General features: G+C 51.2%; 18 protein-coding genes. 7 read left to right on the top strand and 11 right to left on the bottom strand.

What is annotated here, in order from left to right; genetic code table 11:
* Positions 1 to 66 precede the first annotated feature (66 nt).
* Complete coding sequence (apbC, locus tag G544_RS0109960; protein WP_027274462.1) at positions 67 to 1,182, bottom strand: iron-sulfur cluster carrier protein ApbC; 1,116 nt, start codon at positions 1,180 to 1,182, stop codon at positions 67 to 69.
* 267 nt (positions 1,183 to 1,449) lie between these two features.
* On the opposite strand from apbC, the gene metG reads away from it, so the two are divergent.
* The gene (gene metG / locus G544_RS0109955; RefSeq protein ID WP_027274461.1) at positions 1,450 to 3,492 is read left to right on the top strand and encodes a methionine--tRNA ligase; all 2,043 of its coding nucleotides are present in this window, start codon (positions 1,450 to 1,452) and stop codon (positions 3,490 to 3,492) included.
* Positions 3,493 to 4,220: 728 nt separating this feature from the next.
* Positions 4,221 to 5,321 carry an LPS O-antigen length regulator Wzz(fepE) gene (gene wzz(fepE), locus G544_RS0109950; protein WP_027274460.1) on the top strand — a complete coding sequence of 367 codons (1,101 nt, stop codon included), beginning with the start codon at positions 4,221 to 4,223 and terminating at the stop codon, positions 5,319 to 5,321.
* A gap of 73 nt (positions 5,322 to 5,394) precedes the next feature.
* On the opposite strand, the gene G544_RS0109945 is transcribed toward wzz(fepE), so the two are convergent.
* The 7 genes from G544_RS0109945 to yieE all read right to left on the bottom strand — a co-directional run bounded on the left by G544_RS0109945 (position 5,395) and on the right by yieE (position 12,920).
* Positions 5,395 to 6,183 carry an ABC transporter ATP-binding protein gene (locus G544_RS0109945; RefSeq protein ID WP_027274459.1) on the bottom strand — a complete coding sequence of 263 codons (789 nt, stop codon included), beginning with the start codon at positions 6,181 to 6,183 and terminating at the stop codon, positions 5,395 to 5,397.
* A complete protein-coding gene (locus tag G544_RS0109940) occupies positions 6,180 to 7,259 on the bottom strand; it encodes a FecCD family ABC transporter permease (protein ID WP_027274458.1) in 1,080 nt (359 codons plus the stop codon). Before G544_RS0109940 ends, G544_RS0109945 begins: the two co-directional genes overlap by 4 nt.
* Before the next feature lie 40 nt (positions 7,260 to 7,299).
* The gene (locus tag G544_RS0109935) at positions 7,300 to 8,445 is read right to left on the bottom strand and encodes an ABC transporter substrate-binding protein (RefSeq protein WP_027274457.1); all 1,146 of its coding nucleotides are present in this window, start codon (positions 8,443 to 8,445) and stop codon (positions 7,300 to 7,302) included.
* Positions 8,446 to 8,628: 183 nt separating this feature from the next.
* Positions 8,629 to 9,468, bottom strand: a complete 840-nt coding sequence (locus G544_RS21315) for a tetratricopeptide repeat protein (protein ID WP_051155678.1) — start codon at positions 9,466 to 9,468, stop codon at positions 8,629 to 8,631.
* Between the two features lie 4 nt (positions 9,469 to 9,472).
* Positions 9,473 to 9,847: a hypothetical protein gene (locus G544_RS0109925; protein WP_027274456.1), complete on the bottom strand. Its 375-nt coding sequence runs from the start codon at positions 9,845 to 9,847 to the stop codon at positions 9,473 to 9,475.
* A 528-nt stretch (positions 9,848 to 10,375) separates the two neighbouring features.
* Positions 10,376 to 11,875: an amino acid permease gene (locus G544_RS0109915; RefSeq protein ID WP_027274455.1), complete on the bottom strand. Its 1,500-nt coding sequence runs from the start codon at positions 11,873 to 11,875 to the stop codon at positions 10,376 to 10,378.
* 145 nt (positions 11,876 to 12,020) lie between these two features.
* On the bottom strand, positions 12,021 to 12,920 hold the full coding sequence (yieE, locus tag G544_RS0109910) for a DNA-binding transcriptional regulator YeiE (RefSeq protein WP_027274454.1): 900 nt from the start codon (positions 12,918 to 12,920) through the stop codon (positions 12,021 to 12,023).
* A 113-nt stretch (positions 12,921 to 13,033) separates the two neighbouring features.
* Between yieE and G544_RS0109905 the strand changes: the two genes are divergently transcribed.
* Entirely contained in the window at positions 13,034 to 14,125 is a 1,092-nt protein-coding gene (locus tag G544_RS0109905) for a YeiH family protein (protein WP_027274453.1), read from the top strand.
* A 126-nt stretch (positions 14,126 to 14,251) separates the two neighbouring features.
* The gene (gene nfo / locus G544_RS0109900) at positions 14,252 to 15,109 is read left to right on the top strand and encodes a deoxyribonuclease IV (RefSeq protein ID WP_027274452.1); all 858 of its coding nucleotides are present in this window, start codon (positions 14,252 to 14,254) and stop codon (positions 15,107 to 15,109) included.
* A gap of 48 nt (positions 15,110 to 15,157) precedes the next feature.
* On the opposite strand, the gene fruK is transcribed toward nfo, so the two are convergent.
* Positions 15,158 to 16,096, bottom strand: coding sequence for a 1-phosphofructokinase (fruK, locus tag G544_RS0109895; RefSeq protein WP_027274451.1), 939 nt, complete (start codon positions 16,094 to 16,096; stop codon positions 15,158 to 15,160).
* A gap of 465 nt (positions 16,097 to 16,561) precedes the next feature.
* On the opposite strand from fruK, the gene G544_RS0109890 reads away from it, so the two are divergent.
* Positions 16,562 to 19,483 (top strand): hypothetical protein, encoded by a 2,922-nt coding sequence (locus tag G544_RS0109890; protein ID WP_134389013.1) that lies wholly within the window; start codon positions 16,562 to 16,564, stop codon positions 19,481 to 19,483.
* Between the two features lie 53 nt (positions 19,484 to 19,536).
* Here the strand turns inward: G544_RS0109890 and G544_RS21715 are convergent, their stop codons facing one another.
* Positions 19,537 to 19,800: a YkgJ family cysteine cluster protein gene (locus G544_RS21715; RefSeq protein ID WP_071783355.1), complete on the bottom strand. Its 264-nt coding sequence runs from the start codon at positions 19,798 to 19,800 to the stop codon at positions 19,537 to 19,539.
* Between the two features lie 456 nt (positions 19,801 to 20,256).
* Here G544_RS21715 and mtr point away from each other — a divergent pair, with 456 nt between their 5' ends.
* Both mtr and yeiP read left to right on the top strand, forming a co-directional pair.
* Positions 20,257 to 21,495: a tryptophan permease gene (gene mtr / locus G544_RS0109885; protein WP_027274449.1), complete on the top strand. Its 1,239-nt coding sequence runs from the start codon at positions 20,257 to 20,259 to the stop codon at positions 21,493 to 21,495.
* A gap of 155 nt (positions 21,496 to 21,650) precedes the next feature.
* The gene (gene yeiP / locus G544_RS0109880) at positions 21,651 to 22,223 is read left to right on the top strand and encodes an elongation factor P-like protein YeiP (protein ID WP_027274448.1); all 573 of its coding nucleotides are present in this window, start codon (positions 21,651 to 21,653) and stop codon (positions 22,221 to 22,223) included.
* A 61-nt stretch (positions 22,224 to 22,284) separates the two neighbouring features.
* Here the strand turns inward: yeiP and G544_RS22170 are convergent, their stop codons facing one another.
* Complete coding sequence (locus G544_RS22170; RefSeq protein WP_134389012.1) at positions 22,285 to 22,620, bottom strand: hypothetical protein; 336 nt, start codon at positions 22,618 to 22,620, stop codon at positions 22,285 to 22,287.
* Positions 22,621 to 22,782: the final 162 nt, after the last annotated feature.

Raw genomic sequence — 22,782 nt, 5'->3', positions numbered from 1 at the left:
TTTAATAACCGCGTGCGCCACAAGCAAACGTCGACGCACGCGGAAGGCAGGCTGCAATGAAGGGCGTTACATCATGGTTCTGATGTTGATTTCTGAAGGGATCGTCTGTCCCTGCCAGTAAAGTTCAGCCGCGACTTTCGCCGCTACCTGACGATACAAGAGGCTATTTTCACTCTTCGGCTGGGCAACAACAGTGGGTTCCCCGCGGTCCAGATCTTCACGAATGCTGATGTGCAGCGGCAATTGCCCCAGCAGCTGGCTGCCGTGCTTTGCAATCAGTTTTTCAGCGCCGCCGGTGCCAAAAATAGCTTCCTGATGACCACAGTTGCTGCAGATGTGAATGCTCATGTTTTCAATGATGCCCAACACCGGCACGTGCACCTTCTCAAACATCACCAGCCCTTTCATGGCGTCAACCAGCGCGACGTCTTGCGGCGTCGTTACGATAACCGCACCGGTAACCGGGATGTTTTGTGACAGGGTCAGCTGAATATCCCCGGTTCCCGGAGGCATATCGATAACCAGATAGTCAAGATCGGGCCACAGCGTGTCTTGCAACAGCTGCAGCAGCGCCTTACTGGCCATCGGGCCGCGCCATACCATTGCGTTGCCGTCCTCAACCAGATAACCGATTGAATTGGTAGCCAGACCATGCGCAACGATGGGCGCCATGTGCTCGCCGTCCGGCGACGTTGGGCGCTCATGCGTTGTTCCAAGCATGGTGGGAATCGAAGGGCCGTAAATATCAGCGTCAAGGATGCCCACTTTGGCCCCTTCCGCCGCCAGCGCCAGCGCCAGATTAACCGCCGTGCTGGATTTGCCTACGCCGCCCTTGCCGGAGCTAACGGCAATAATGTTTTTGACGCCCTTAACGCCGGCCTGATCGTTCGCCCGCTTCAGCGTAACGACGTTGCAAACCAGCTTCCATTCAATGGATTTCGCCCCCGTCGCTTTCAAAAGCTCATCGGCCTTCGCCGCCTTGAGCGCCTCAAAACCGCTGTGCCAGGCAAACGGCATGTGCAGCTCGACGTGCAACACGTTATCCAACAGCGCACAGTGGTGCAGCGCTTTTATCTCGACAAGGCTTTTCTTCAGCGTTGGGTGGTTAAACGCGGCAAGCCGCTCGGCCACAAGCTGGTTTAATGCGTCTGGCGTCAACGCATTTTGGGATTGTTCGCTCATCCCGACTCCTTATTATTATCAAGTACGATAGCAAATAAAGGTTTCGCCGTCGGTAGGCCGCATGGCGAAATCACTGTCTATTAGCATAACAGAAGCCAAGCCCAAAGGTATCAACGGGTTTTACCAATAAAAGCCGGCGCTCCCCCGCAAGCAGAGCCGCAGGTAAAAAATATGCCCTTCCCTGCGATACGGCCTAGCCGAGTCTGGCGCAATCAGTTAACATCGAAGGTTCCCAATTACTCACCAATAAAGATTAAGACGTTAACTATGGCTCAAGTCGCGAAAAAAATACTGGTGACCTGTGCGCTCCCTTACGCAAACGGTTCAATTCATCTCGGTCATATTCTCGAGCACATTCAGGCTGATATCTGGGTTCGCTATCATCGAATGCGCGGCCATCAGATAAACTTTATCTGCGCCGATGACGCCCACGGCACGCCGATTATGCTCAAAGCGCAACAGCTTGGCGTTACGCCGGAAAGCATGATTGACGATATGAACCGCGAACACCAGGAGGACTTCGCCGGCTTCCTCATCAGTTACGACAACTATCACTCTACGCACAGCGAAGAGAACCGGGAGCTGTCAGAGCTTATTTACGGTCGCTTAAAGAGTAACGGCTTTATCAAAAGCCGAACCATCTCTCAGCTGTTCGACCCGGAAAAGTCCATGTTCCTGCCGGACCGCTTTGTTAAAGGCACCTGCCCACGCTGTAAGGCGCAGGATCAGTACGGCGACAACTGCGAAGTGTGCGGCGCGACCTACAGCCCGACGGAGCTTATCGACCCTCGCTCCGTAGTGTCCGGCGCGACGCCCGTCATGCGTGAGACCGAGCACTTCTTCTTTGACCTGCCGGCATTTCAAGAAATGCTGCAAGCCTGGACTCGCTCCGGCGCGCTGCAGGAGCAGGTGGCCAACAAGATGCAGGAATGGTTTGACGCCGGCCTGCAGCAGTGGGACATCACGCGTGACGCTCCCTACTTTGGTTTTGAAATCCCCGACGCGCCGGGCAAATATTTTTACGTCTGGCTGGACGCGCCGATTGGCTACATGGGCTCGTTTAAAAATCTGTGCAGCCGGCGTCCCGATCTGAGCTTCGACGAATACTGGCGCGAAGGCTCTGAGGCCGAGCTCTACCACTTTATCGGCAAAGACATCGTTTACTTCCACAGCCTGTTCTGGCCGGCCATGCTGGAAGGAAGCCAGTTCCGCAAGCCGACCAACCTGTGCGTTCACGGCTATGTAACGGTCAACGGCGCGAAGATGTCCAAATCTCGCGGCACCTTTATTCAGGCCAGCACGTACCTGAAGCACCTCGATCCGGACTGCTTGCGCTATTACTACGCGGCGAAGCTCTCTTCCCGCATTGATGATATCGACCTGAATCTGGAAGACTTCGTCCAGCGCGTCAATGCCGACATCGTCAACAAGGTCGTCAACCTGGCGTCTCGCAACGCGGGCTTTATAAGCAAACGCTTCGACGGCAAGCTGGCGGATAAGCTGGCCGACAGCGAGCTGTATAAGACATTTACCCAAGCCGCGGCGACGATTGCGGAATACTATGAGCAGCGGGAGTTTAACAAGGCTATCCGCGAAATCATGGCGCTGGCCGATATCGCCAACCGCTACGTTGACGAACAGGCGCCCTGGGTCGTCGCCAAGCAGGAAGGCCGAGATGAAGACCTTCAGCTAATCTGTTCGATGGGCATCAACATGTTCCGCGTGCTGATGACCTACCTCAAGCCGGTGCTCCCCTCTTTGACCGAGCGCGCCGAAGCGTTCCTAAATCAAGAGCTGCACTGGGACGGCATCGAGCAGCCGCTGCTGGGCCATCGGGTCAACGCGTTTAAAGCGCTGTTCAACCGCATCGACAGCACGCAAATCGATGCCATGGTCGAGTCCTCAAAAGCCGACCTTCAGGCGATGCAAAGCGCGACCAAAGCGCCCGCAGCAGGCCCTTTAGCCGATGAACCGATCGCTGACACCATCACCTTTGACGACTTTGCGAAAGTCGATCTGCGCGTTGCCTTGATTCAGCAGGCGGAGGAAGTGGAAGGCTCGGACAAACTCTTGAAGCTGACGTTAGATCTGGGCGGTGAAACTCGTCAAGTCTTCTCCGGCATCAAGTCCGCCTATCCCGATCCTAAAGCGCTTGAAGGTCGCCTGACCGTGATGGTCGCCAACCTGGCGCCGAGAAAAATGCGCTTTGGCGTATCAGAAGGCATGGTGATGGCCGCAGGCCCCGGCGGCAGCGACATCTTCCTGCTAACGCCGGACAGCGGCGCAAAACCGGGAATGTCGGTAAAATAGAGGTGCGACTGAATTAGACAATTCGGTCTCCAACGCCATTAATCTCCCCTGAGCGCTAACTCAATCGCGCGTTCAGGGGAGATTTTTTATATTTGCCATTTCTTTTTTAATCCTCCCGCATACGCTTTTCGCTAAATAATTTTTCAACACCAGACCGTATCCATCGCGTTGCAGCAACACTTTGTAATCACGATATTTTTATCTCAACACAACGCAATGACTCCATTTTTATTATTAATAATCAATAAGATAAACAATAGATAATTGATCGTTAAAAACGATCATTTTTGTTTTTATGATAGATTTTATCTATTATTAGCTCTCTCTTTTTAGGAAGTAACTATTTGTTATATAAAAAATTTATAATTATATTGTTCGACGAATCGTATACATATTGGGCGCTTGGCTTTATTCAATACGTTTGTCAGGCGATAACGTTTTAGAAAAAAATTTCGTTTTTTGTTGCTTAATCCGTTTTATAAGAAACGTTCCGGTGCGGGCCTTCTACCTCAATAAAAGTACCAAAAAGTTAAATATCGGCAAAGTGCCGCACACGTCAATAGATGCAGGCTATTATTTAATATTTATTTTCACAAAGTAACTATTTGTATGTGAAATTATAAAGAAGTAAATTAGGTGCGATTAAGAAACAGATTAAACAACGCGCTACGCCTAACAATCTTGCCGACAAAACTGTTTCTGTCTTATGTTTGGCAAAGGGACTACATATGTCAGTTATAGAAAATACGCTAAACAAATACCCGGCCCCTGCGCCACAGCAGGATGAAATAGATCTCTTTACTCTATTAGAGGCCCTTCTCTCGGCCAAAAAAAGCCTGATTGCCATTACCTTTGCTTTCACCGTTATCGGCTTAGTCGCCACGTTTGTTTTACCGCAAAAGTGGACAAGCCAAGCCATCGTCGTTCCTCCTGAAATGCCCGAGCTTATCCAGCTTAGAAAAGAGCTGGTTGAACTTCAGGTTCTGGACATCAAGGCTGATATCGACTCGGCGACGCTTTTTCAGCAGTTTATAAAACGCTTCGACTCCCCTGCGCTGCAGGAAGAATATTTAAGCCGGTCGCTATATATAAAGAAGGCGTTCGGCGAAAAAGAGGCCACGCCCATTGAACGGCGTCGTCTGATGGTTAGCGCGATGGAAAGGCTCAAGCTTATCTCCAATAACTCGACCAATAAAAAGGACGCACTCCCATATACGTCCTGGACGCTCAGCTTTACCGCCGATAACTCGGAAGACGCACAGTCCGTTCTGGAAGGGTACATCGACTACGTGTCCAACGCGGTAGAAAGAGACGTTATCAGGAATCTTATCAGCGCGCTGGAGCTTCGGATTGGGGCCGAAAAAGATAGCCTCAGGTTGGATCGCCAAGCGCTGGAAAATGAACACAACATCAACATTCAGCGCCTCAATTACTCGCTGGAAGTCGCTAACGCCGCAGGGATCAAGCAGCCCGTATACAGCAATGGCCAGGCTGTAAAAGACGACCCAGACTATTCCGTTGCGCTGGGCTCAGACGGACTGGCGCAAAAGTTAAAAATAGAGCAGTCGATTACCGACGTCGCCCAGCTCAACGCCTCTATTCAAAACCGCGAAATGCGCTTGAATAAAATGGAAAGGATCAGCATTCGGGGCGCAAAGCTTCAGCCTTACAGATATCAAATGACCCCCTCCTGGCCGGTTAAAAAGGATGGCCCCGGAAAGGCTATTATCCTCACGCTGTCAACGATGCTCGGTTTTATGGTGGCCTGCGCCTATGTGCTACTAAGCCAGGCGGTTCAGGAACGGGCGAGAAGAGCCCCCACGGCGTGATATAGCCATATAAGCAAAAACGCGCTAATGGCTCGGCCATTAGCGCGTTTTTTATCGATAAGGAAGCGGTAACTCAGCTGACGATTTGCCCAACCAGGCCGTCAATCATGACCTGAGGCCGCCCCTGAGAGCAGCGCTCAATGCGCCCTCTCACGCCGTAAACCTCCGCAAGGCTTTCCGGCGTAATGACCTCTTCCGGCCTGCCGTTTGCGACCAGGCCTCCGTTTTTCAACATCAGGACCCGATCGGCGTGGTGTAAAGCGATATTGATATCGTGAACCACTACCACCGTAATGATGTTGCGGCGCTGCGTCTCCCGCTTTACCAAATCCATCACGTGGAACTGATAGTTAAGGTCAAGAGCGCTGAGGGGCTCATCCAGCAGCAGCAAAGAAGGCTGACGAATTAGCGACTGGGCCAGCCCGACAAGCTGCTTTTGGCCGCCGGAAAGCTGATCCAGATAGCTCAGAGCAAGATGCGAGATGCCAAGCTGCGTCAGCAACGCCATTACTTCCGCCTCGCCCTGCCCAGCGCTTACGCCGCCGGACGCGCGCTGTGCGACCACGATCGATTCCAGAACGTGAAGATGAACGCCGGCCGGTAGCGTTTGGGGAAGGTATACGACGTGTCTGGCCCTTTCGGAGAAGGGCTGCTGCATCAGATCCTGCCCGTCCAGCAGCAGCTGGCCGCTGGCCTGATTCAAACCGGCCAAAGCGCGCAGCAGCGTCGACTTCCCGCTGCCGTTCGGCCCAAGAAGCACCGTAATTTCCCCTCTTTCCAGTTGAGGAATAGCCAGGTCGGTAATAATCGGCCTTCTGGGATAGCCAGCAGAAAAGTGCTTGGCCTGTAGTCCGCCCGTCATACTTGCCCCCTGTGCCGCAGAATAATGCTCAGGAAGAACGGCACGCCGACCAACGACGTCACGATGCCAACGGGAATAATCACGCCGGGGATCAGGTTCTTAGAGGCAACGGAGGCCATAGAAAGCACTAACGCACCGATAAGCGCGCTGGCGGGAAGATAGAAGCGGTGATCCTCGCCGAAAATCAGGCGAGCAATGTGCGGCGCAACCAGGCCAATAAAGCCTATCGGCCCGACGAACGCCACCGCCAGCGCGGACAGAATGCTGATGCGCAGAAGCGTTGACAGGCGCAGGCGGCGCACATCAATGCCGAAGCTAATCGCACGATCCTCGCCCAGACGCAGCGCGGTCAGGCGCCACGCGTTGAGCATAGACCACGGAAACAGCACCAGAAAAACGGCCAGCAAAATAGCAAGCTTGATCCAGGTTGCCCGCGCCAGGCTGCCCATCGTCCAGAACACCAGCCCCTGAAGCGTATCTTCAGAAGCAATAAACTGCATCATGGACACCAGCGCGTTGAAGGTAAATACCAACGCAATGCCGAACAGCACCACGCCGGACGTCGCTACGCGCGTCCAGCGGGTAACGGCGTCCAGCATAAAGGCCGCAAGAAGAGCGAAGATAAAGGCGTTCACCGAAATAAACCACTGGGGATCGACGCCGGGAATACCTATCCCCAATACGATGGCCAGCGCCGCACCGAACGCCGCGGCGGAAGACACCCCAAGCGTAAACGGGCTGGCCAGCGGGTTATTGAGAATCGTCTGCATTTCCGCGCCCGCAAGCCCCAGCGCCATGCCGACGACAACCGCCATCAGCGCATAGGGCAAGCGGATATCCCAAACGATAACCTGAATACCGGCGTCAACGGTTTCCGGCTGCCATAGCGTTTGCCACAGTTCCCCTATCGTCAGGCCCGAAGGCCCCATAATAAAGTCCAACACCACCGATCCTAAAATAGCCAACGTGACTAAAAGTAGAACCATCAGGCGCCTGCGCAAAATGTGGCGGTAGCGCCCCATTACGCTTTGTTCATTTGGCGTTTCGGCTTTCATCAAATCTGTACTTACGCTCATTCATTAACGACCATTGCTACGATATTTTTCTAATTAGAAGTTATTTATTTTCTGGCTGAGGGGCCACCCAGTAGGTCCCCGAAGGTTCAATCGCCAGGAACTCTTTGTACAGCGCGTCCATGGTCTTTTTCGGATCGACGTCTTTAAACTGCTCCGGATAGAACCAGGTGCCAAACGCCTGGATCGCCAGAACGTTATAAGGCGAATTATAGAAACTGTGCCAAATGGCGTAGGTCCTTCCCTCTTTTACCGCAGGAAGCGCGCTGATGCCCTTACGGTCAAGGATAGAAAGCAGGCTTTGGCGCGCAATCGCTTCGGGTACGTCCGCCCCCAGCTTCACGCCGGGATCTTTAGCGTCGGCAGCACGCGAGCCGCTGGCAATATAAACGTCAGGGTTGGTCGCAATGATTTTCTCAAGGTTCACCGTGCCTAACACGCCCGGCAAAAGCCCTTTAGCCATATTCCTGCCGCCGGCCAGATCGATAAAATCGCCCATGTTGCCGTTGCCCGCCGTGCTGCAGCAGTCGCCGGTCATCGCCGCTTTAAGCTCAATAAACACCTTAGGCTTGTTCTCTTCGGCAATATCTTTCGTCACATTCGTGATTTTGGCGACGTTTTCTTCATAAAACTGGATATAGCGTTCGGCCTGCGCTTCACGATGCAGCGCTTTACCCAAAATGCGCATGCTGGGAACGGTATTTTTCAACGGAGAAGTACGGAAATCGATAAAGACCACCGGCACGCCGGCCTTTTCCAACTGAGCCACCAGCTCGCTGTTGCGCCCAGGCCCGTGGCCGGACAGGCCAAACACCGCAACGTCAGGGCGCAGCGTCAGCACCTTTTCCGCGCTGACGCTTTCGGCGGTGGTGTTGCCAATCAAAGGAATATCGTCTATTTCAGGGAACTTCGCCTTATAGGCGGCATAAGCGTGCGGATCGAGCTTGCGGAAATCCCCCTGCCAACCGGCAATGCGGGCAAGCGGCTTATCGCCTTCCAACAGCGCGACGGCATAAATGAGGCGGCCTTCGCCGAGAAGGATGCGGTCAACTTTTTTTGGTAATTCAACCTGGCGCCCCGCCACGTCGGTAATGGTTTCAGCCCATGCGCCCGCGCTTAACAGCAAAGAACTTCCCAGCAAGAGGGAAGCCCCTACGCATTTCGTCAATGTACGTTTAAATAGCTTCATTACAAAGCCCCTTTCCCGTGGCCTAAAAGAATGCAAACAATAATGCAAAGGAGAATGATTATCAACAAATGATATAAAAAAGGAGGAGCGTCGTCGGAGAGAAAATGGCCGGTAGACGAACGGCTACCGGCATGTAGGATCGAGCGTCACGCTTATTACGCAAAATGAGAAACGGCCCGGCGGCTAGCTCCGTTCGCCGTATTTCCCCATATATTCTTCAGCCAGCCTCTGAGACGAAGCGTACTTCCCCATCTGTTTAAGCTCAGGAGCAATTTTCTTCATCATCTCTTTTGCCCTTGCAGCAAGCTTCTCATCATCGCCGTGCGCTACGCAGGAGTACCAAACGTAGGAAAGCTCGTCATTTTTCGCCACGCCGTGCCCCAGATAATAAGAACCCGCAAGGTTGAACTGGGCTTCTGTAGTCCCCTGCTCTGCGGCTTTGGAATACCAATAGAAGGCCTGAGCAGGGCTCTTTTCAATACCTTCGCCGCGCGTATAGGCCGCCCCGAGGTTATTTTGGGATCGGGCGATTCCCTTTTCCGCCGCCAACCTGTCCCAATAAACGGCCTGAGAAAGGCTTTTCACCGTACCTAGCCCGTTGAGATAAAGATACGCCAGCTGGCTTTGCGCATGGCCGTTGCCCCGCTCGGCCGCCTTGCTGTACCAAGAAAACGCTTTGGCATAGTCCGCGCGGCTAAAGTCCTCATCCCCCTGACGTACCTGAAGATCGAGATCGCCGCCGTTAGCGGCTTTCAAAAGCAGCGCCTTTCCCTGATGTTCTTGGCCCGAAGCATTCAGCAGCTCTCCCAGTCGGCGCTGTGAAATCAAATCGCCGTCGTTGCTCTGAGCCTGTAGCTGAACCAGATATCCCTGCAAGCCGCTTAGCATTCCCTGTTGAACGGCATTTCCCTGGGCGCTGAACGCAAACTCATCTTGCCCCGGCGCTGTCGGCTTTAGCGTTTCACATCCCATCAGCGCCAGGACGCTCAGTAATCCTATAAAGCGGTAGCTGCGTAATTTCATGGCGTCACTTCCTGTCGGCACGCTCAATGAGCAGGCTCATTAGCTGAGAGTCAATCTTTTGGCAGGTTCGCGAAAGATTCGCCTGATAGATGCTGTCCATAACGCCCGACATATCATCAGACAAAGAAGAACGCACGTTCAAATAGCGCGTCGCCTCTTCCATATCTTTATCCAACTGCTGTTTATATTGATGATAAACGTTAGCATCCAGCGTTCTTACCGTGTCTAAGCGCGTTAAGCATGACTGGAACTGTTTGGAATAAGATGCGGAACTATTCTGTGTGGAACTTTGAGAGCGGCCCGTGCCGGGCTGTAATGACGCACAGCCTCCTAACAATAGTGAAGCGCTTAAAACAGATAACAGCAGTATCCTTTTCATTCTTTTCTTACCTTAACATCCTGAAGGGCTGAATTTAAAACAGATGAGAAATAGAGCATAAGACCAATATAAAAACGACCAAGTGCCAACCGAATAGAATAAGAAATCGGCTACATTAATTTATTATTAGTTTACATTTCACCAAGGCATTAAGCATAACACGAAAGCCATACCCCCGATCAAGAGTGGTTAATATGTGATACTAACGGCGGCCAGTTCCGCATAAGAAACAACACGAGGAAGTTCACAAAAAAATCAATAAATACAATTAAAAAGAGAAAACATGCAACGTATGACTTATTTTAACGGATAAAAAAGATCATAAATAAAAGTTATTATTTACCTAAAATGACCAATTACTTATTTTTATATAAGTAAATATTTATATTTATGGCAGATGTGCTTTATTAAAGCCACGATACTGATTATATTCATTCACGCATTAACTTATAATGAAAATAAAAAAGGCGTTAACATTATCCGTTAAACGCCTTTTTACTTCCGCCTTAAAAAGAGGGACTACGATCGTTATTCATTGCGATCGATATGTTTGGGAAACTCCATCTCGTTATACTTTATAAACCGAGTTCCTTTAGCAAGCTTATAGCCAAACCAAATGACCAAAAACAGCGGGATACCAACATAGGTGGCGGCCACGCCCGTCCAGTCAATTTTATCCTCAAGGAACGCCTGATAGTTTTGCCCAAGCGTAATAATCAAACACAGGACAAAGGCAAAAATCGGCCCCAGCGGGAAGAAACCTGAGCGATACGGCAGATCGCTCAGCGAACGCCCCTGAGAAACGTATCCTTTACGGAAGCGATAGTGGCTAACGGCAATGCCTAACCAGGCGATAAAACCGGTCATCCCTGAAGTGTTTAACAGCCAGAGGTAGACCTGTTGGTTACCGAAGCGAGAAGTCAGGAAGCACAGCCCCGCGACTACCGTCGTCGCAATCAGCGCATTGCGCGGTACGCCACCGGCAGAGAGCTTGGCGAAAATTCTCGGCGCCTTTCCTTCCGCCGCCAGCGCATACAGCATGCGCGTTGAGGCGTACATGCCGGAGTTACCCGCAGACAGTACCGAAGTCAAAATAACCGCGTTCATTATCGCCGCCGCAGACAGCAGCCCGGCGTGCTGGAACACCAAAGTAAACGGACTCACGCTGACGTCGGTTTCATTGTTGCGCAACAGGCTCGGATCGGTATAGGGGATAAGCACGCTGACGATAAGAATGGCGAAAATATAGAACAGCAAAATACGCCAAAAGACCTGCCGCACCGCGCGAGGAATATTCTTACCCGGATCGGCTGACTCACCGGCGGCAATGCCGATAAGCTCAGTGCCCTGAAATGAGAAGCCGACGATCATCGCCACGCCTATCATAGCCGAGAAGCCGCCGGCAAACGGCGCATCGCCGATCGTCCAGTTGTGCCAGCCGGAGTTTTCGCCGCCCTTCAGGATGCCAAAGATCATCAAAACGCCCAGCGCGATGAAGATAACGACGGTAACGACCTTAATCAGCGCAAACCAAAATTCCGCTTCACCGAATCCTTTTACCGACAAAAAGTTCAGGAAGAAGATGAGCGTTAAGAACAGCGCGCTCCAAATCCAATCCGGCATACCAAAAGGCGTTTCCGGGAACCAGTACTGCATTACCAGCTGCGCGGCAACCAGGTCAACCGCGACGGTCACCGCCCAGTTGTACCAATAGTTCCATCCCAGCGCAAAGCCGAATCCCGGCTCAACGTAATTGGCGCCGTAGGTAGAAAAAGAGCCGGAAACCGGCATATAGGCGGCAAGCTCCCCGAGGCTTGTCATCAGGAAGTAGACCATCAGGCCGATAAGCGCATAGGACAGCAGCGCGCCGCCTGGCCCCGCTTGCGCGATAGTCGCGCCTGAGGCGACAAACAGCCCCGTTCCGATTGAGCCGCCGACGGCGATCATCGTTAAGTGGCGGGCCTTTAGCGAACGGCGAAGCCGGTGGCCGTCTTTTGCCGTTGATGTGTTTGTATCTGCCAGAGCCATTAAAAACCCATTTGTTCACAATATTAAAGGTGCGCGATTGTAGCAAATGATAGATCCGGCGATAACCGCTCAGCTCGCAATATAAGATTCGTTCATAACTGTCGGAAAGTTATAAGCTGGCGGTCATAATAGGCGTCGTAACCCTCTATTTCCCTCGTTTTTCGATTAAATCAACGGGAAAGCGGCAGCAGGACAGAAATCGCAACAGGCTGGCCGAGAGGTGCTTCTGTCGGTGGTAAATCAGAAAAAGCGTACGTTCCAACGTGCCAAAGGGCGTGACAAGTTCAACCAAAGAACCGCTGGCCAGCTGCTCCGCCACCACGCGTCGAGACAGGCAGCTAATGCCGATTCCATGCCTGACGGCGTGCTTGATAGCCTCTGAGTTCCCTAATTCAAGGATCGGACGAACGCCGGGCAAATGCTGCATCAGGCTATGCTCCAAAACTTCCCGCGTACCGGATCCGGTTTCACGCAGGATCCAGGGCGCGGCGATAAGCGCCTCAAGAGATACCTCGCCGGCCTCCGCCTGCGGGCTGCCCGGTGCGGCAAACACTACCAGCTCGTCGCTGAGCCACGGTCGAGTAATTAAGTCAGGGTGGTGACAGGGACCTTCAACAAACCCCAGATCGACGCGAAAATCAGCGACAGCCTGAATAATCTCTCGACTGTTTCCTACCGTCAGCTCTAGAGGCGTGTGGGGAAAGTCTTGGCGATAAATCGCCAGCGTCTCCGGGAGAATGTAGTTGCCGATGGTAGTGCTGGCGGCAATTCTCAGCGCTCCGTCTGAATGATTAAACAGCTGCTCGATTTCCGTCGCCTGCTCCAGCAGCGCCAGCGCCTTAGGGTAAAGCAGCCTGCCGTTTTCATTGACGACCAACCGCTTGCCGACGCGGTCAAACAAAGAGACCTTTAGCTGCTCTTCAAGATCGGACAGGGACGCGCTCACCGCAGACTGAGAAAGCGCCAATACGGATGAGGCCTGCGTCGTCGAGCCGCTCTTAAGCACCTCAACAAAAATCGATAACTGCCTTAGCGTTACGTGCATGGTTCACCTTTTACCACTTATTCCGGTTAGTTATAAATATATAATCAATTTCTCTTTTATAGCCAATAGATTTATTCTTGCCGTCATGATTTACACGATGTGGACCCTTTTTTATGTCACTAAGTCACCGACACATGATAGATACCGCCCCGCTCAGTAACAGGCTCGCCGCTCTTCTACCGGGGCTCTTACTCACTGGCGTTATTACCGCCCTGTCAATGTATGCCGCCACGCTGCCGTCTTTTTCGCAGCTTGGGCTTAGCGCGCTGACGCTGGCGATCGTGGCCGGTATGGTATTGGGAAACACGGTTTATCCCAGCATTTCTGCCCCGAGCAACGCAGGCGTTCAGTTAGCGAAGCAAAAGCTGCTGCGCTTAGGGATCATCCTGTACGGCTTTCGCCTGACCTTTCAGCAGATTATTGACGTCGGCGCCAGCGGCATCGTCATTGACGCGCTAACGCTGGGATCTACGTTTCTCTTAGCCCTATGGCTGGGAAACCGCGTTCTGGGTATCGATAAACAAACTACGATACTTATCGGTGCGGGCAGCAGCATTTGCGGCGCGGCGGCGGTGATGGCGGCCGACCCGGTCGTAAAATCGGAATCCAGTAAGGTAGCCGTCGCCGTAGCGACCGTTGTCATCTTCGGTACTATCGCCATGTTCCTCTATCCCTGGCTACACCAGCTGGACGGCGCCTTTCACCTGCTGGGCTTTTCCGACAACCAGTTCGGTATCTATATCGGATCTACCGTTCACGAAGTCGCCCAGGTGGTTGCCGCCGGTCGCGCTATTTCTGACGATGCGGCCAACGGCGCAGTCATCGTCAAGATGATAAGAGTGATGATGCTGGCGCCGTTCCTCATTCTACTGTCCGGTTACCTGAACCGCAGCGAAAGCGCTTCGACTCCGGCTGGCGCTGCGCAGAAGCGTTCACCTATCGTTATTCCGTGGTTTGCGGTTCTGTTTATCGTCGTTGCGGGCTTCAATTCATTAAGCCTGTTACCGACTAAGGCCGTCAGCGTTATTATCGACATTGATACGGTAATGCTATGCATGGCGATGGCCGCACTGGGGCTGACCACCCACGTCAGCGCCATTCGGCAGGCGGGCGTCAAGCCGCTGCTGCTGGCCGCACTGCTGTTCATTTGGCTCATCGTTGGCGGAGCCCTGATTAACAAGGCCGTCCATCTGCTAAGCCTCTAAACGCATCTCCTCTGCCAGGCAGTGTCCCGTAGTTGTCGAAGACAACTACGGGACACTGCCTAAAACGCGTTGGCCGAAGTAAACCAAGTTGTGCGATACTTTGGCCAATACGGAGGAGAAACTGAGATGAAATATATCGGCGCGCACGTCAGCGCATCCGGCGGCCTGGATCAGGCCATAATCCGAGCCTATGAGCTTGAAGCCACCGCGCTGGCGCTGTTTACTAAAAATCAGCGCCAGTGGAAGGCGGCGCCCCTTACGGATGAGGTTATCGCCAACTTTCGCAGCGCCTGCGAACAGTACGGCTATCGCCCGCAGCAAATCCTACCCCACGACAGCTATCTGATTAACCTCGGTCATCCCGTCGAAGAGGCGCTGCAAAAGTCCAGAGAGGCCTTTATTGACGAGATGTACCGCTGCCAGCAGCTGGGGCTGACTCTGTTAAACTTCCACCCCGGCAGCCACCTCATGCAAATCGACGAAGACGCCTGTCTAGCGAGGATTGCCGAATCCATCAACATTGCGCTGGACAGCACTCAGGGCGTAACCGCCGTGATTGAGAATACGGCGGGCCAAGGCAGCAATCTGGGATATAAGTTTGAACACCTGGCCACCATCATCGACGGCGTAGAGGATAAAACCCGGGTCGGCGTCTGCATCGACACCTGTCACGCCTTTGCGGCGGGCTATGACCTTCGCACAAAAGAAGACTGCGAGAAAACCTTCGCCTGCTTCGAGCGCACCGTAGGCTTCAAATACCTGCGGGGAATGCACCTAAACGACGCCAAAAGCGAGTTCGGCAGCCGAGTTGACCGCCACAACAGCCTGGGGATGGGCAATATCGGAAAAACGCCTTTCAGCTACATCATGGCCGACGACCGATTTAACGACATTCCTCTTGTTCTGGAAACCACCAATCCGGACATCTGGAAAGACGAAATCGCTTGGTTGAAAAGCCAGCAGCGGGTTGAAGAACCGGCCTGACGAAAAATGAAGAAGAGAAAGAGCGCATCCTATCGATGCGCTCTTTTTTTATGCAAAGGGCCTCAATTCCACCTGCGCCATCATCGACGCCAGCTGCATGCGGTCTTTAATACCCACGTTGCTCTGGCTTACCGCTAACGCCGCCACGGCGGTCGCCAGCCTGAGCGTATGTTCGCTGGACTCCCGCATCAGCAGGCCGTAAATCAGCCCGCCGACCATCGAGTCTCCGGCGCCGACGGTGCTCACTACGTCGCAGGACGGCGGCTTCGCTAGCCAGGCGCCCGATGCGTTAACCCAAATAGCCCCTTCAATGCCCAGAGAAATAACCACGTGGGCAATGCCGCTCTCGCGCAGGGCGTGGGCCGCGTAGACGACGTCTTCCAGCGTAGGCAGCGGATGCCCCATCCATATCTCCAGCTCGCGACGGTTGGGCTTGACTAACCACGGTGACGCCTTCAGGCCTGCGGCAAACGCCTCCCGGCTGCTGTCAAAAATGATGCATGGGCACACGGCGCGCAGCTGACGCATCCATTCGCTAAAGGCCTCTGGATCGAGCCCCGAAGGCAGGCTTCCGCTTACGGCCACCATGTCAAACTGCCCCAGCCACGACAGGGAGTCGGCGGTAAAACGCTGCCAGTCGGTAGGACTTACCTGAAATCCGGAAAAGTTAAAGTCGGTGACTTCGTTATTGGCTTCCGTCAGCTTTACGTTAATACGCGTTCGCCCTGGCACCACCTGAAAACGGTTAGCGATGCCCAACTCGCTAAACAGCTGCTGAAAGCCGTCCTGATTGTCTTTCCCCAAAAATCCGCCCACGGTGACATCAATCCCTAAGTCTTTCAGAACTTTGGCGACGTTGATACCTTTACCGGCAGGATGCAGCCCGGCCGTTCTCACCAGGTTGACGTCTCCCAGCGTAATGCTAGGGCAGTGACCAACCAGGTCATAGGCGGGGTTAAGGGTTATGGTCGCTACGCGTCTGTTCATTGATGTCTTCTTTTTACTTACATGACTACATTTTTTGCCGTCGGAAAAACCGGCGCATCCCCTGACTGCGGGAGGTGGATCGTTTCAGGCGATTCTAGCGCTATTTTTACACAATTGCTCTATTCAGGAGAAAATTATTGATAACGGCTTAAAATTACTACGAACGTTTGGAAAGCTAATGCCTTCTTTTAAGGCGCAGTCAAGCATGAGCCAATACGCAAAGTTCCCCCCCTATTAATATGCTATCAATTAATAAAAATGCATTAATTGACAAAATTAAAATTATTTTTTAACAAAAAATGCAAAATAATAGCCATACAAGATAATTCTCTTAACGCAGGCTTTCACCTAATTTATAGTTAACTCTCAACACACATTACAAACCAACATAAATATCGAATTTATATTTAAAAACAAACGCTGAAGTTTTTCAATACTCCAGTATTTTACAGGACTAATTTAATAATGGAAAATAATAAAAGAAAACTTAATAAGTCTAAAATTGCATTAGCACTATTATCTGCAATTTCTGCTTCGACAATATCATTCAGTTCCAACGCAACCCCACCACACTTACCAGAAATTAACTTTCCTGAGGTTCAGTACCCTGAAGGTTGTGATCAGGCCAATTCGAGCCAGTGTAAGGTTTATACAGGAACTGAAAGCCTAGACACGCTTCATACCAGCAGAGGCGACAGCTCCATCCACAATAGCATTACAAATTCATTTGGATATAAGACCACGGAAGCTGAAGGGCACAACAATACTATTATTATTAAAAACTCCGGCAGCATCTCTGGAATAATACGCGGCATTTCTTCTACAGAAAACAAAGGATCTTTTTTCACGGGAAATAACGTATTCATTGATTTAAACGGTGCAGAGTTAAACATACCGTCATTTCAGGATGCGATGCCCGACGGCGGTGGATACATTTCTGCAGCTGCGGCATCATATGGTAAAGAGCTAAGAAACAATAGTATATTCATTAAAAATACGGTGATATCAGGAAGCCGTTCAATTATTGGCGCATCGGCCAATGCTGCAAGTTCTTCATATAATGGCGGCTTCCAGGATAGTAAGATTAATAATAATTCCGTGGTTCTTGATACTGTATATATGAAGCCTAATGACCCAAGCGGCGACAGTACCGGAACCGTAATTACCGGAGCCTACCTGCACACGCCCAAAAATCCTTTTGACGGCAGCTCTGTATCGAATTCAGTTGAGATGTCAAAAAACTCATTATATATCAAAAATAGCAATTTATCATTCGATGCAATGACGGCCGCGATGACATATAATTCTAAAGGTTCAAAGGAATTTATTGCAAACGATAACGTTGCCTATATAGAAAATTCAATTTTAAACACAGGAGACAACAGCCTTAACAGAATTTACTCTGCGGTAGGATATGACATACAAAACAATGCTCTCGTAATAAAAGAAAGTGAGATAAATATAAACACAAGCCAGATGTCATATAATATTTCATCTGCTTACTATGCTGACGATCGGGCCATTGGAAATCAATTAATTATTACCGACACAAAGATAAATACGCTAAGCGAAGACGTTCAAGATGCAAAGAATGTCACTCTCACCGGGGCATGGTCAGAAGATATATCGAAGAATAATCAGGTTTATATTGAAGATGTCACTTTAGGAAAGAAAGTAACCACAATCAATGGCGGAGTTAGCGGCGTATATAAAAAGATTGGAATTGCTGACAACAACTCAATTATTTTAGCCAATACTGATATGCATAATAACTTATCCATACGCGGTGGGTATGTGCTGACGGAAAAAGAAGGAAGCGATACAAGCGATGTGACTATCAGCGCATCAGGGAATTCAATCCTAATTAAAGATAGCCATCTTGCAGGAAGTATTTATGGTGGAGTACTGGGAAGTAAAGATAAGCCGAGAAAAGGCAACGCCGAAAATAATACAATAACGATTGGCGCAGGGCAGTCCGGGGATCTCAACTCTCTCTATGGAGGTTTTGGCGCAGAGTCTAATAGCACTTATAAGGGCAACACATTAAATCTCTACAGCAATATCTCCACAAGCGAGCTGGGAGGTTTTCAACATTATAACTTTTACTATAGCGACAAATCTCAGTTTGATACCGCGATGATTGAGGTCAGCGGCGACAAGTCCATACCGCTCTATACAAAGCGAGAACCGGGCGACAATTCAACTCTTACCATCTTGACAAAGGGTCTGGACATTAAAGGCGGAACAAAGCTTCAGTTAATCAAAAGTGCCGCTGGATTTATTGATGCAGATACGGGTTATGAAATCACGAAAGAAGACCTGAAGAATATCAGTTCTCAAGCAGCCCCTGACATTGCGAATTTTAAGTCTCTGGCCACGGTTGAAAGCTACTCCCCGCTGCAGGATTACAGTCTGGAAATCAGTGATAACGCCCTCAGCGCCGTCGTCGATGGAGAGGCATCAGGAGCAACAGCTCAAAATAGTCAAACCGACATTTTCTCCACGGCGTCGCTGGCTGCTCTGACTACAATGGTTGCTTCCGATGAACTGCTTGTCGATACGGCATTAACCGGAGCAGAAAGTGGACAAGCCGGCGGTCCATTTGCTGCCATTCGATACGGTGATTACAGATATAACACGCAGCACAAGCTAAAAACCGAGCAAACCTCGGCCCTGTTTGGCTATGGATTTCAAGCCGCTGCCGTTGACTACGGTGTGTTTCTGGAAACGGGTTACAATAGCTATAGCGCACGTACGGGCAGCCCGTATGGCGATGTAAATGGTAGTGGAAACCACAGCTACGGCGGCACGGGCATCTACCTGAATTATGCAACTCCCATTAAGCGCCTACATACCACTGCCTACCTGAAAGGCGGCGTACTGTATGATGACTTTAATTCACGCATCGCAATGGCTGACGTGAACCACTCACAGACCAGCACATACTGGGGTACACATGTCGGTATTTACTGGGATGTTCCCGTTGAGGAAAACTGGAACAGCAGGCTGTTTGCCAATTATTTCTATGATGGCCGAGAGAAAGAGCAGTTTAACATTGCCGACTCACAGGTCACATATAGCGAATTAAACTCTCACCGCGTTCAGGCCGGCATTCTGGCGACCTATACAGGTAGTAGCAATTTTCGCCCCTACATCGGCGTTAGCTGGGAAGAAATGATGAATGCCGAAGCTCGAGGAAGCGTTCGTGACGAAGAATACCGCTGGAATTTAGATAAAGCCGACATGAACGGAGGCAGTGCGGTAGTAAATGCGGGAATAGGTTATACCAACCCCGGCAAAAATCTGAACCTCGGCCTTAACGTCAAAGGCTATAGCGGAATGCGCAACGGCGCCGCTGTCCAAGTCCAAATAAAATGGCGGCTTTAGGCCAATAAACAAAGCCTGGTGCAGCAGCGCCAGGCCTTTTAACAGTCACTATCTCAACCATCCGAGGCAGTTGTGCTCTCTTCAAGCCATAAAAGATATGTCATAGCTTCGTTGCGACTACCTCCACACATATCAAGTAACGGCTTCAGACTACCACAAACTTTGGGGCGCGAACTTGAACCAAAGATGTTACATCGGTTGTCATCAGTTAGCTGGACACACCTTGTATTAGCTGGCTTCCCGGCAGGCATTCCGGGGATCGGAGAGGAGATCGAAGGAACGATACAGCAGGCCCCACAGTCAGTACGACATTCCATGTTACATCACCCATGCTTATAGCCGGGCAGACAACGCCGAAAATCCGCCGGGGCTAAAATAAAGTTGAATATGTAGGCAGGCCTACCGTTTAACGTATCCAATATCAGGTTGATAGTAGGCGGCCCGATATGGCAGGTTCCGCTCTTTATTTGGTGCGCTATCTCATCCCTATCAGAAAGCTAGAGAAACGTCAGGCTACCCCATTCAAAGAAAAAAGCGATCTATTTATTAACACGTCCTCTAGTACATATTTTGAACCATTAAGTAAAAAACCGGATCTTTCTGATGGTTATGTATTTTGGCGTATCGTTAAGCCCATAAGCAGGAACAATGAGCCGAGGAATAATCAGGCCATACGTCACCATCTATCCTGATAAAAAACGAGTTTACAAACGGCGGCAATAACGTATCATTCCACTAGTACAAAATACACTTACATCCGGAAATAAAGAGAAATGTCTCAAACCGAAACACAAAAGCGCCCTTCCGTCTTCGGCGGCGCCATGATTATTGCAGGAACGGCGGTCGGCGCCGGCATGTTTTCCATTCCTATTGTCACCTCCGGCGTTTGGTTCAGCGGCTCCACCCTGATGTTGGTGTATACCTGGTTTTGTATGTTCTTTTCCGGCCTGATGCTGCTGGAAGCCAACCTCAACTATGAGGCCGGCGCCAGCTTCAATACCGTGGTCAAAGGGCTGTTAGGCAACGCGTGGAACGCCATTAACGGGCTATCGGTCGCGTTTGTGCTTTACATACTGACCTACGCCTACATCTCCGCCGGTGGTTCCATCATTAGCCATACGCTTTCTTCCACCTTTTCTATAAACCAAACCGTCGCCGGTCTGGTCTTTGCCCTGCTGGTCGCGTTTATCGTCTGGCTGTCGACGCGTGCGGTCGACAGAATTAATACGATTCTGATAGGCGGCATGGTCATTACCTTCGTTTTTTCCGTCAGCGATATGTTCACTCAGGTGCAGCCGACAATCCTGTTTAACCGAACCGAATCCAATCCGGAATACCTGCCCTATGCGTTAGCCGCACTCCCCTACCTTCTGGCTTCGTTCGGCTATCACGGCAACGTCCCGGGGCTTGCGAAATATTATCAAAAGGACGCAAAGTCCGTCGTTCGCAGCCTGCTGATAGGCACCCTCATCGCGCTGGCGATTTACCTTCTGTGGCAGTTCGTCATTCAGGGCAACGTGCCTCGCCCGGCGTTTAAAGAAGTTATCTCCGAGGGCGGCAATATCGGCAACCTGCTGGCGCAGCTCGATAACGGTACGGTGACGCCGCTGGTGAAGCAGCTTCTCAACGCGTTCTCCTACATGGCGCTGGCCAGCTCGTTTTTGGGCGTTTCTCTGGGGCTTTTGGACTACATCGCCGACTTCTTCAAGTTTGAAGACAGCCCGGCCGGGCGTGCCAAATCCGCGCTAATTACGTTTGCCCCGCCTACGGTCGCGGCGTTGCTGTACCCCGACGGCTTTTTATACGCCATCGGCTTTGCCGGTCTGGCCGCCACCGTTTGGGCGGTGATCGTGCCCGCGCTTCTGGCCCGCGCCAGCCGTAAAAAATTCCCGCAGGCCGAGTATCGCGCGCCTGGCGGCGCCTTGATGATCTATTTCGTTATTCTGTTCGGCATACTCAACATTCTTGCTCACGTCGGCTCAACGCTGAATCTGCTGCCGGTCTATCGCTAATACAACGCTTCTTAGGCCCGCCGCCGCGCGGGCCTGCACTTTTTCGCCTTTCACGCTTTTTTTATTTCCGGCTGCGGATTCTGCTTGCCTGTTTTGCCGCTCGCGAGTAATTTGTCGCCAATCATTCAACCCGTGAAAATGGATCCCTGTTTACTATGCCAAGAGCAAACGAAATTAAGCGCGGCATGGCCGTTAGCTACAACGGCAAAATGCTGCTGGTTCGCGATATTGAAGTACAAAGCCCAAGCGCGCGCGGCGCCAGCACGCTGTACAAAATGCGCTTCTCCGATATCCTCACCGGCCTGAAAGTGGAAGAGCGCTTCAAGGGCGACGACATTATTGATGAAATCAATCTGAGCCGTCGCCAGGTGACGTTTTCTTATATTGACGGCGACGAATACGTTTTCATGGATGATGAAGACTACACGCCCTACATCTTCAAAAAAGATCAGATTGAAGAAGAGCTGCTGTTTATCCCCGAAGGCGGTATTCCCGGCATTCAGGTACTGACCGTCGAAGGCCAGGTCGTGGCGCTTGAACTGCCGCAGACCGTCGATATGGAAATTATTGAGACCGCCCCCGGAATCAAAGGCGCTTCGGCCAGTGCCCGCAACAAGCCGGCAACGTTGAGCACCGGGCTTATTATTCAGGTACCGGAGTATCTGGAGTCGGGCGAAAAAATCCGCATTCACATTCCGGAGCGTCGCTATATGAGCCGCGCCGACTAGGCGTAGGAAACGTATGCAAAAGAAACGCCGGGCAAAGACCCGGCGTTTCTTTTTATTTCAGTTAGTTATAGGTAATTTCGGCAATACCCAGCTTTTTCTCTTTGTCTATCCAGCGGAAAGACACCTGATTAGGCTGATTTTTTCCTTGAATGACTGCGCCGTTAGCCGCTGCCTGCAGCGTCATCTGCTGTTTAACCGACTTGTTACCGTCCATGCACGTTTGTGTTAACTGATTTGTGCTATACGTTGTCTCACATCCCGCTTCTACAATCCGCCCAAGGAAATTGATTGTTCCACTGCTCGCCGCCTGTACCGGCATTAAGGAAAAGGAAAAAGGAAGAAGTAACAGAGAAGCCTTAAATAAAGTCTGAATTGAGCTGACGGTTTGATATGCCATAAGAAGCTGCCTTATCGGTACCGACCTTTAGCACGAGCGTTCCCACAGCCAGTCGTATTTTCCTTTCCCTTCTATGCCAAAAGATATTGATTTTAAGCGGGAAATAGTCTTTATCTCTCGCCCCTTACCCCAAGTATAGACTGCTTTTTTTTATTTTCACTC

It is taken from the genome of Leminorella grimontii ATCC 33999 = DSM 5078, from assembly GCF_000439085.1.
Classification (GTDB): domain Bacteria; phylum Pseudomonadota; class Gammaproteobacteria; order Enterobacterales; family Enterobacteriaceae; genus Leminorella; species Leminorella grimontii.
Note: the sequence above shows the minus strand (reverse complement) of the source record. Positions and strands in the feature narration are given on the sequence as shown.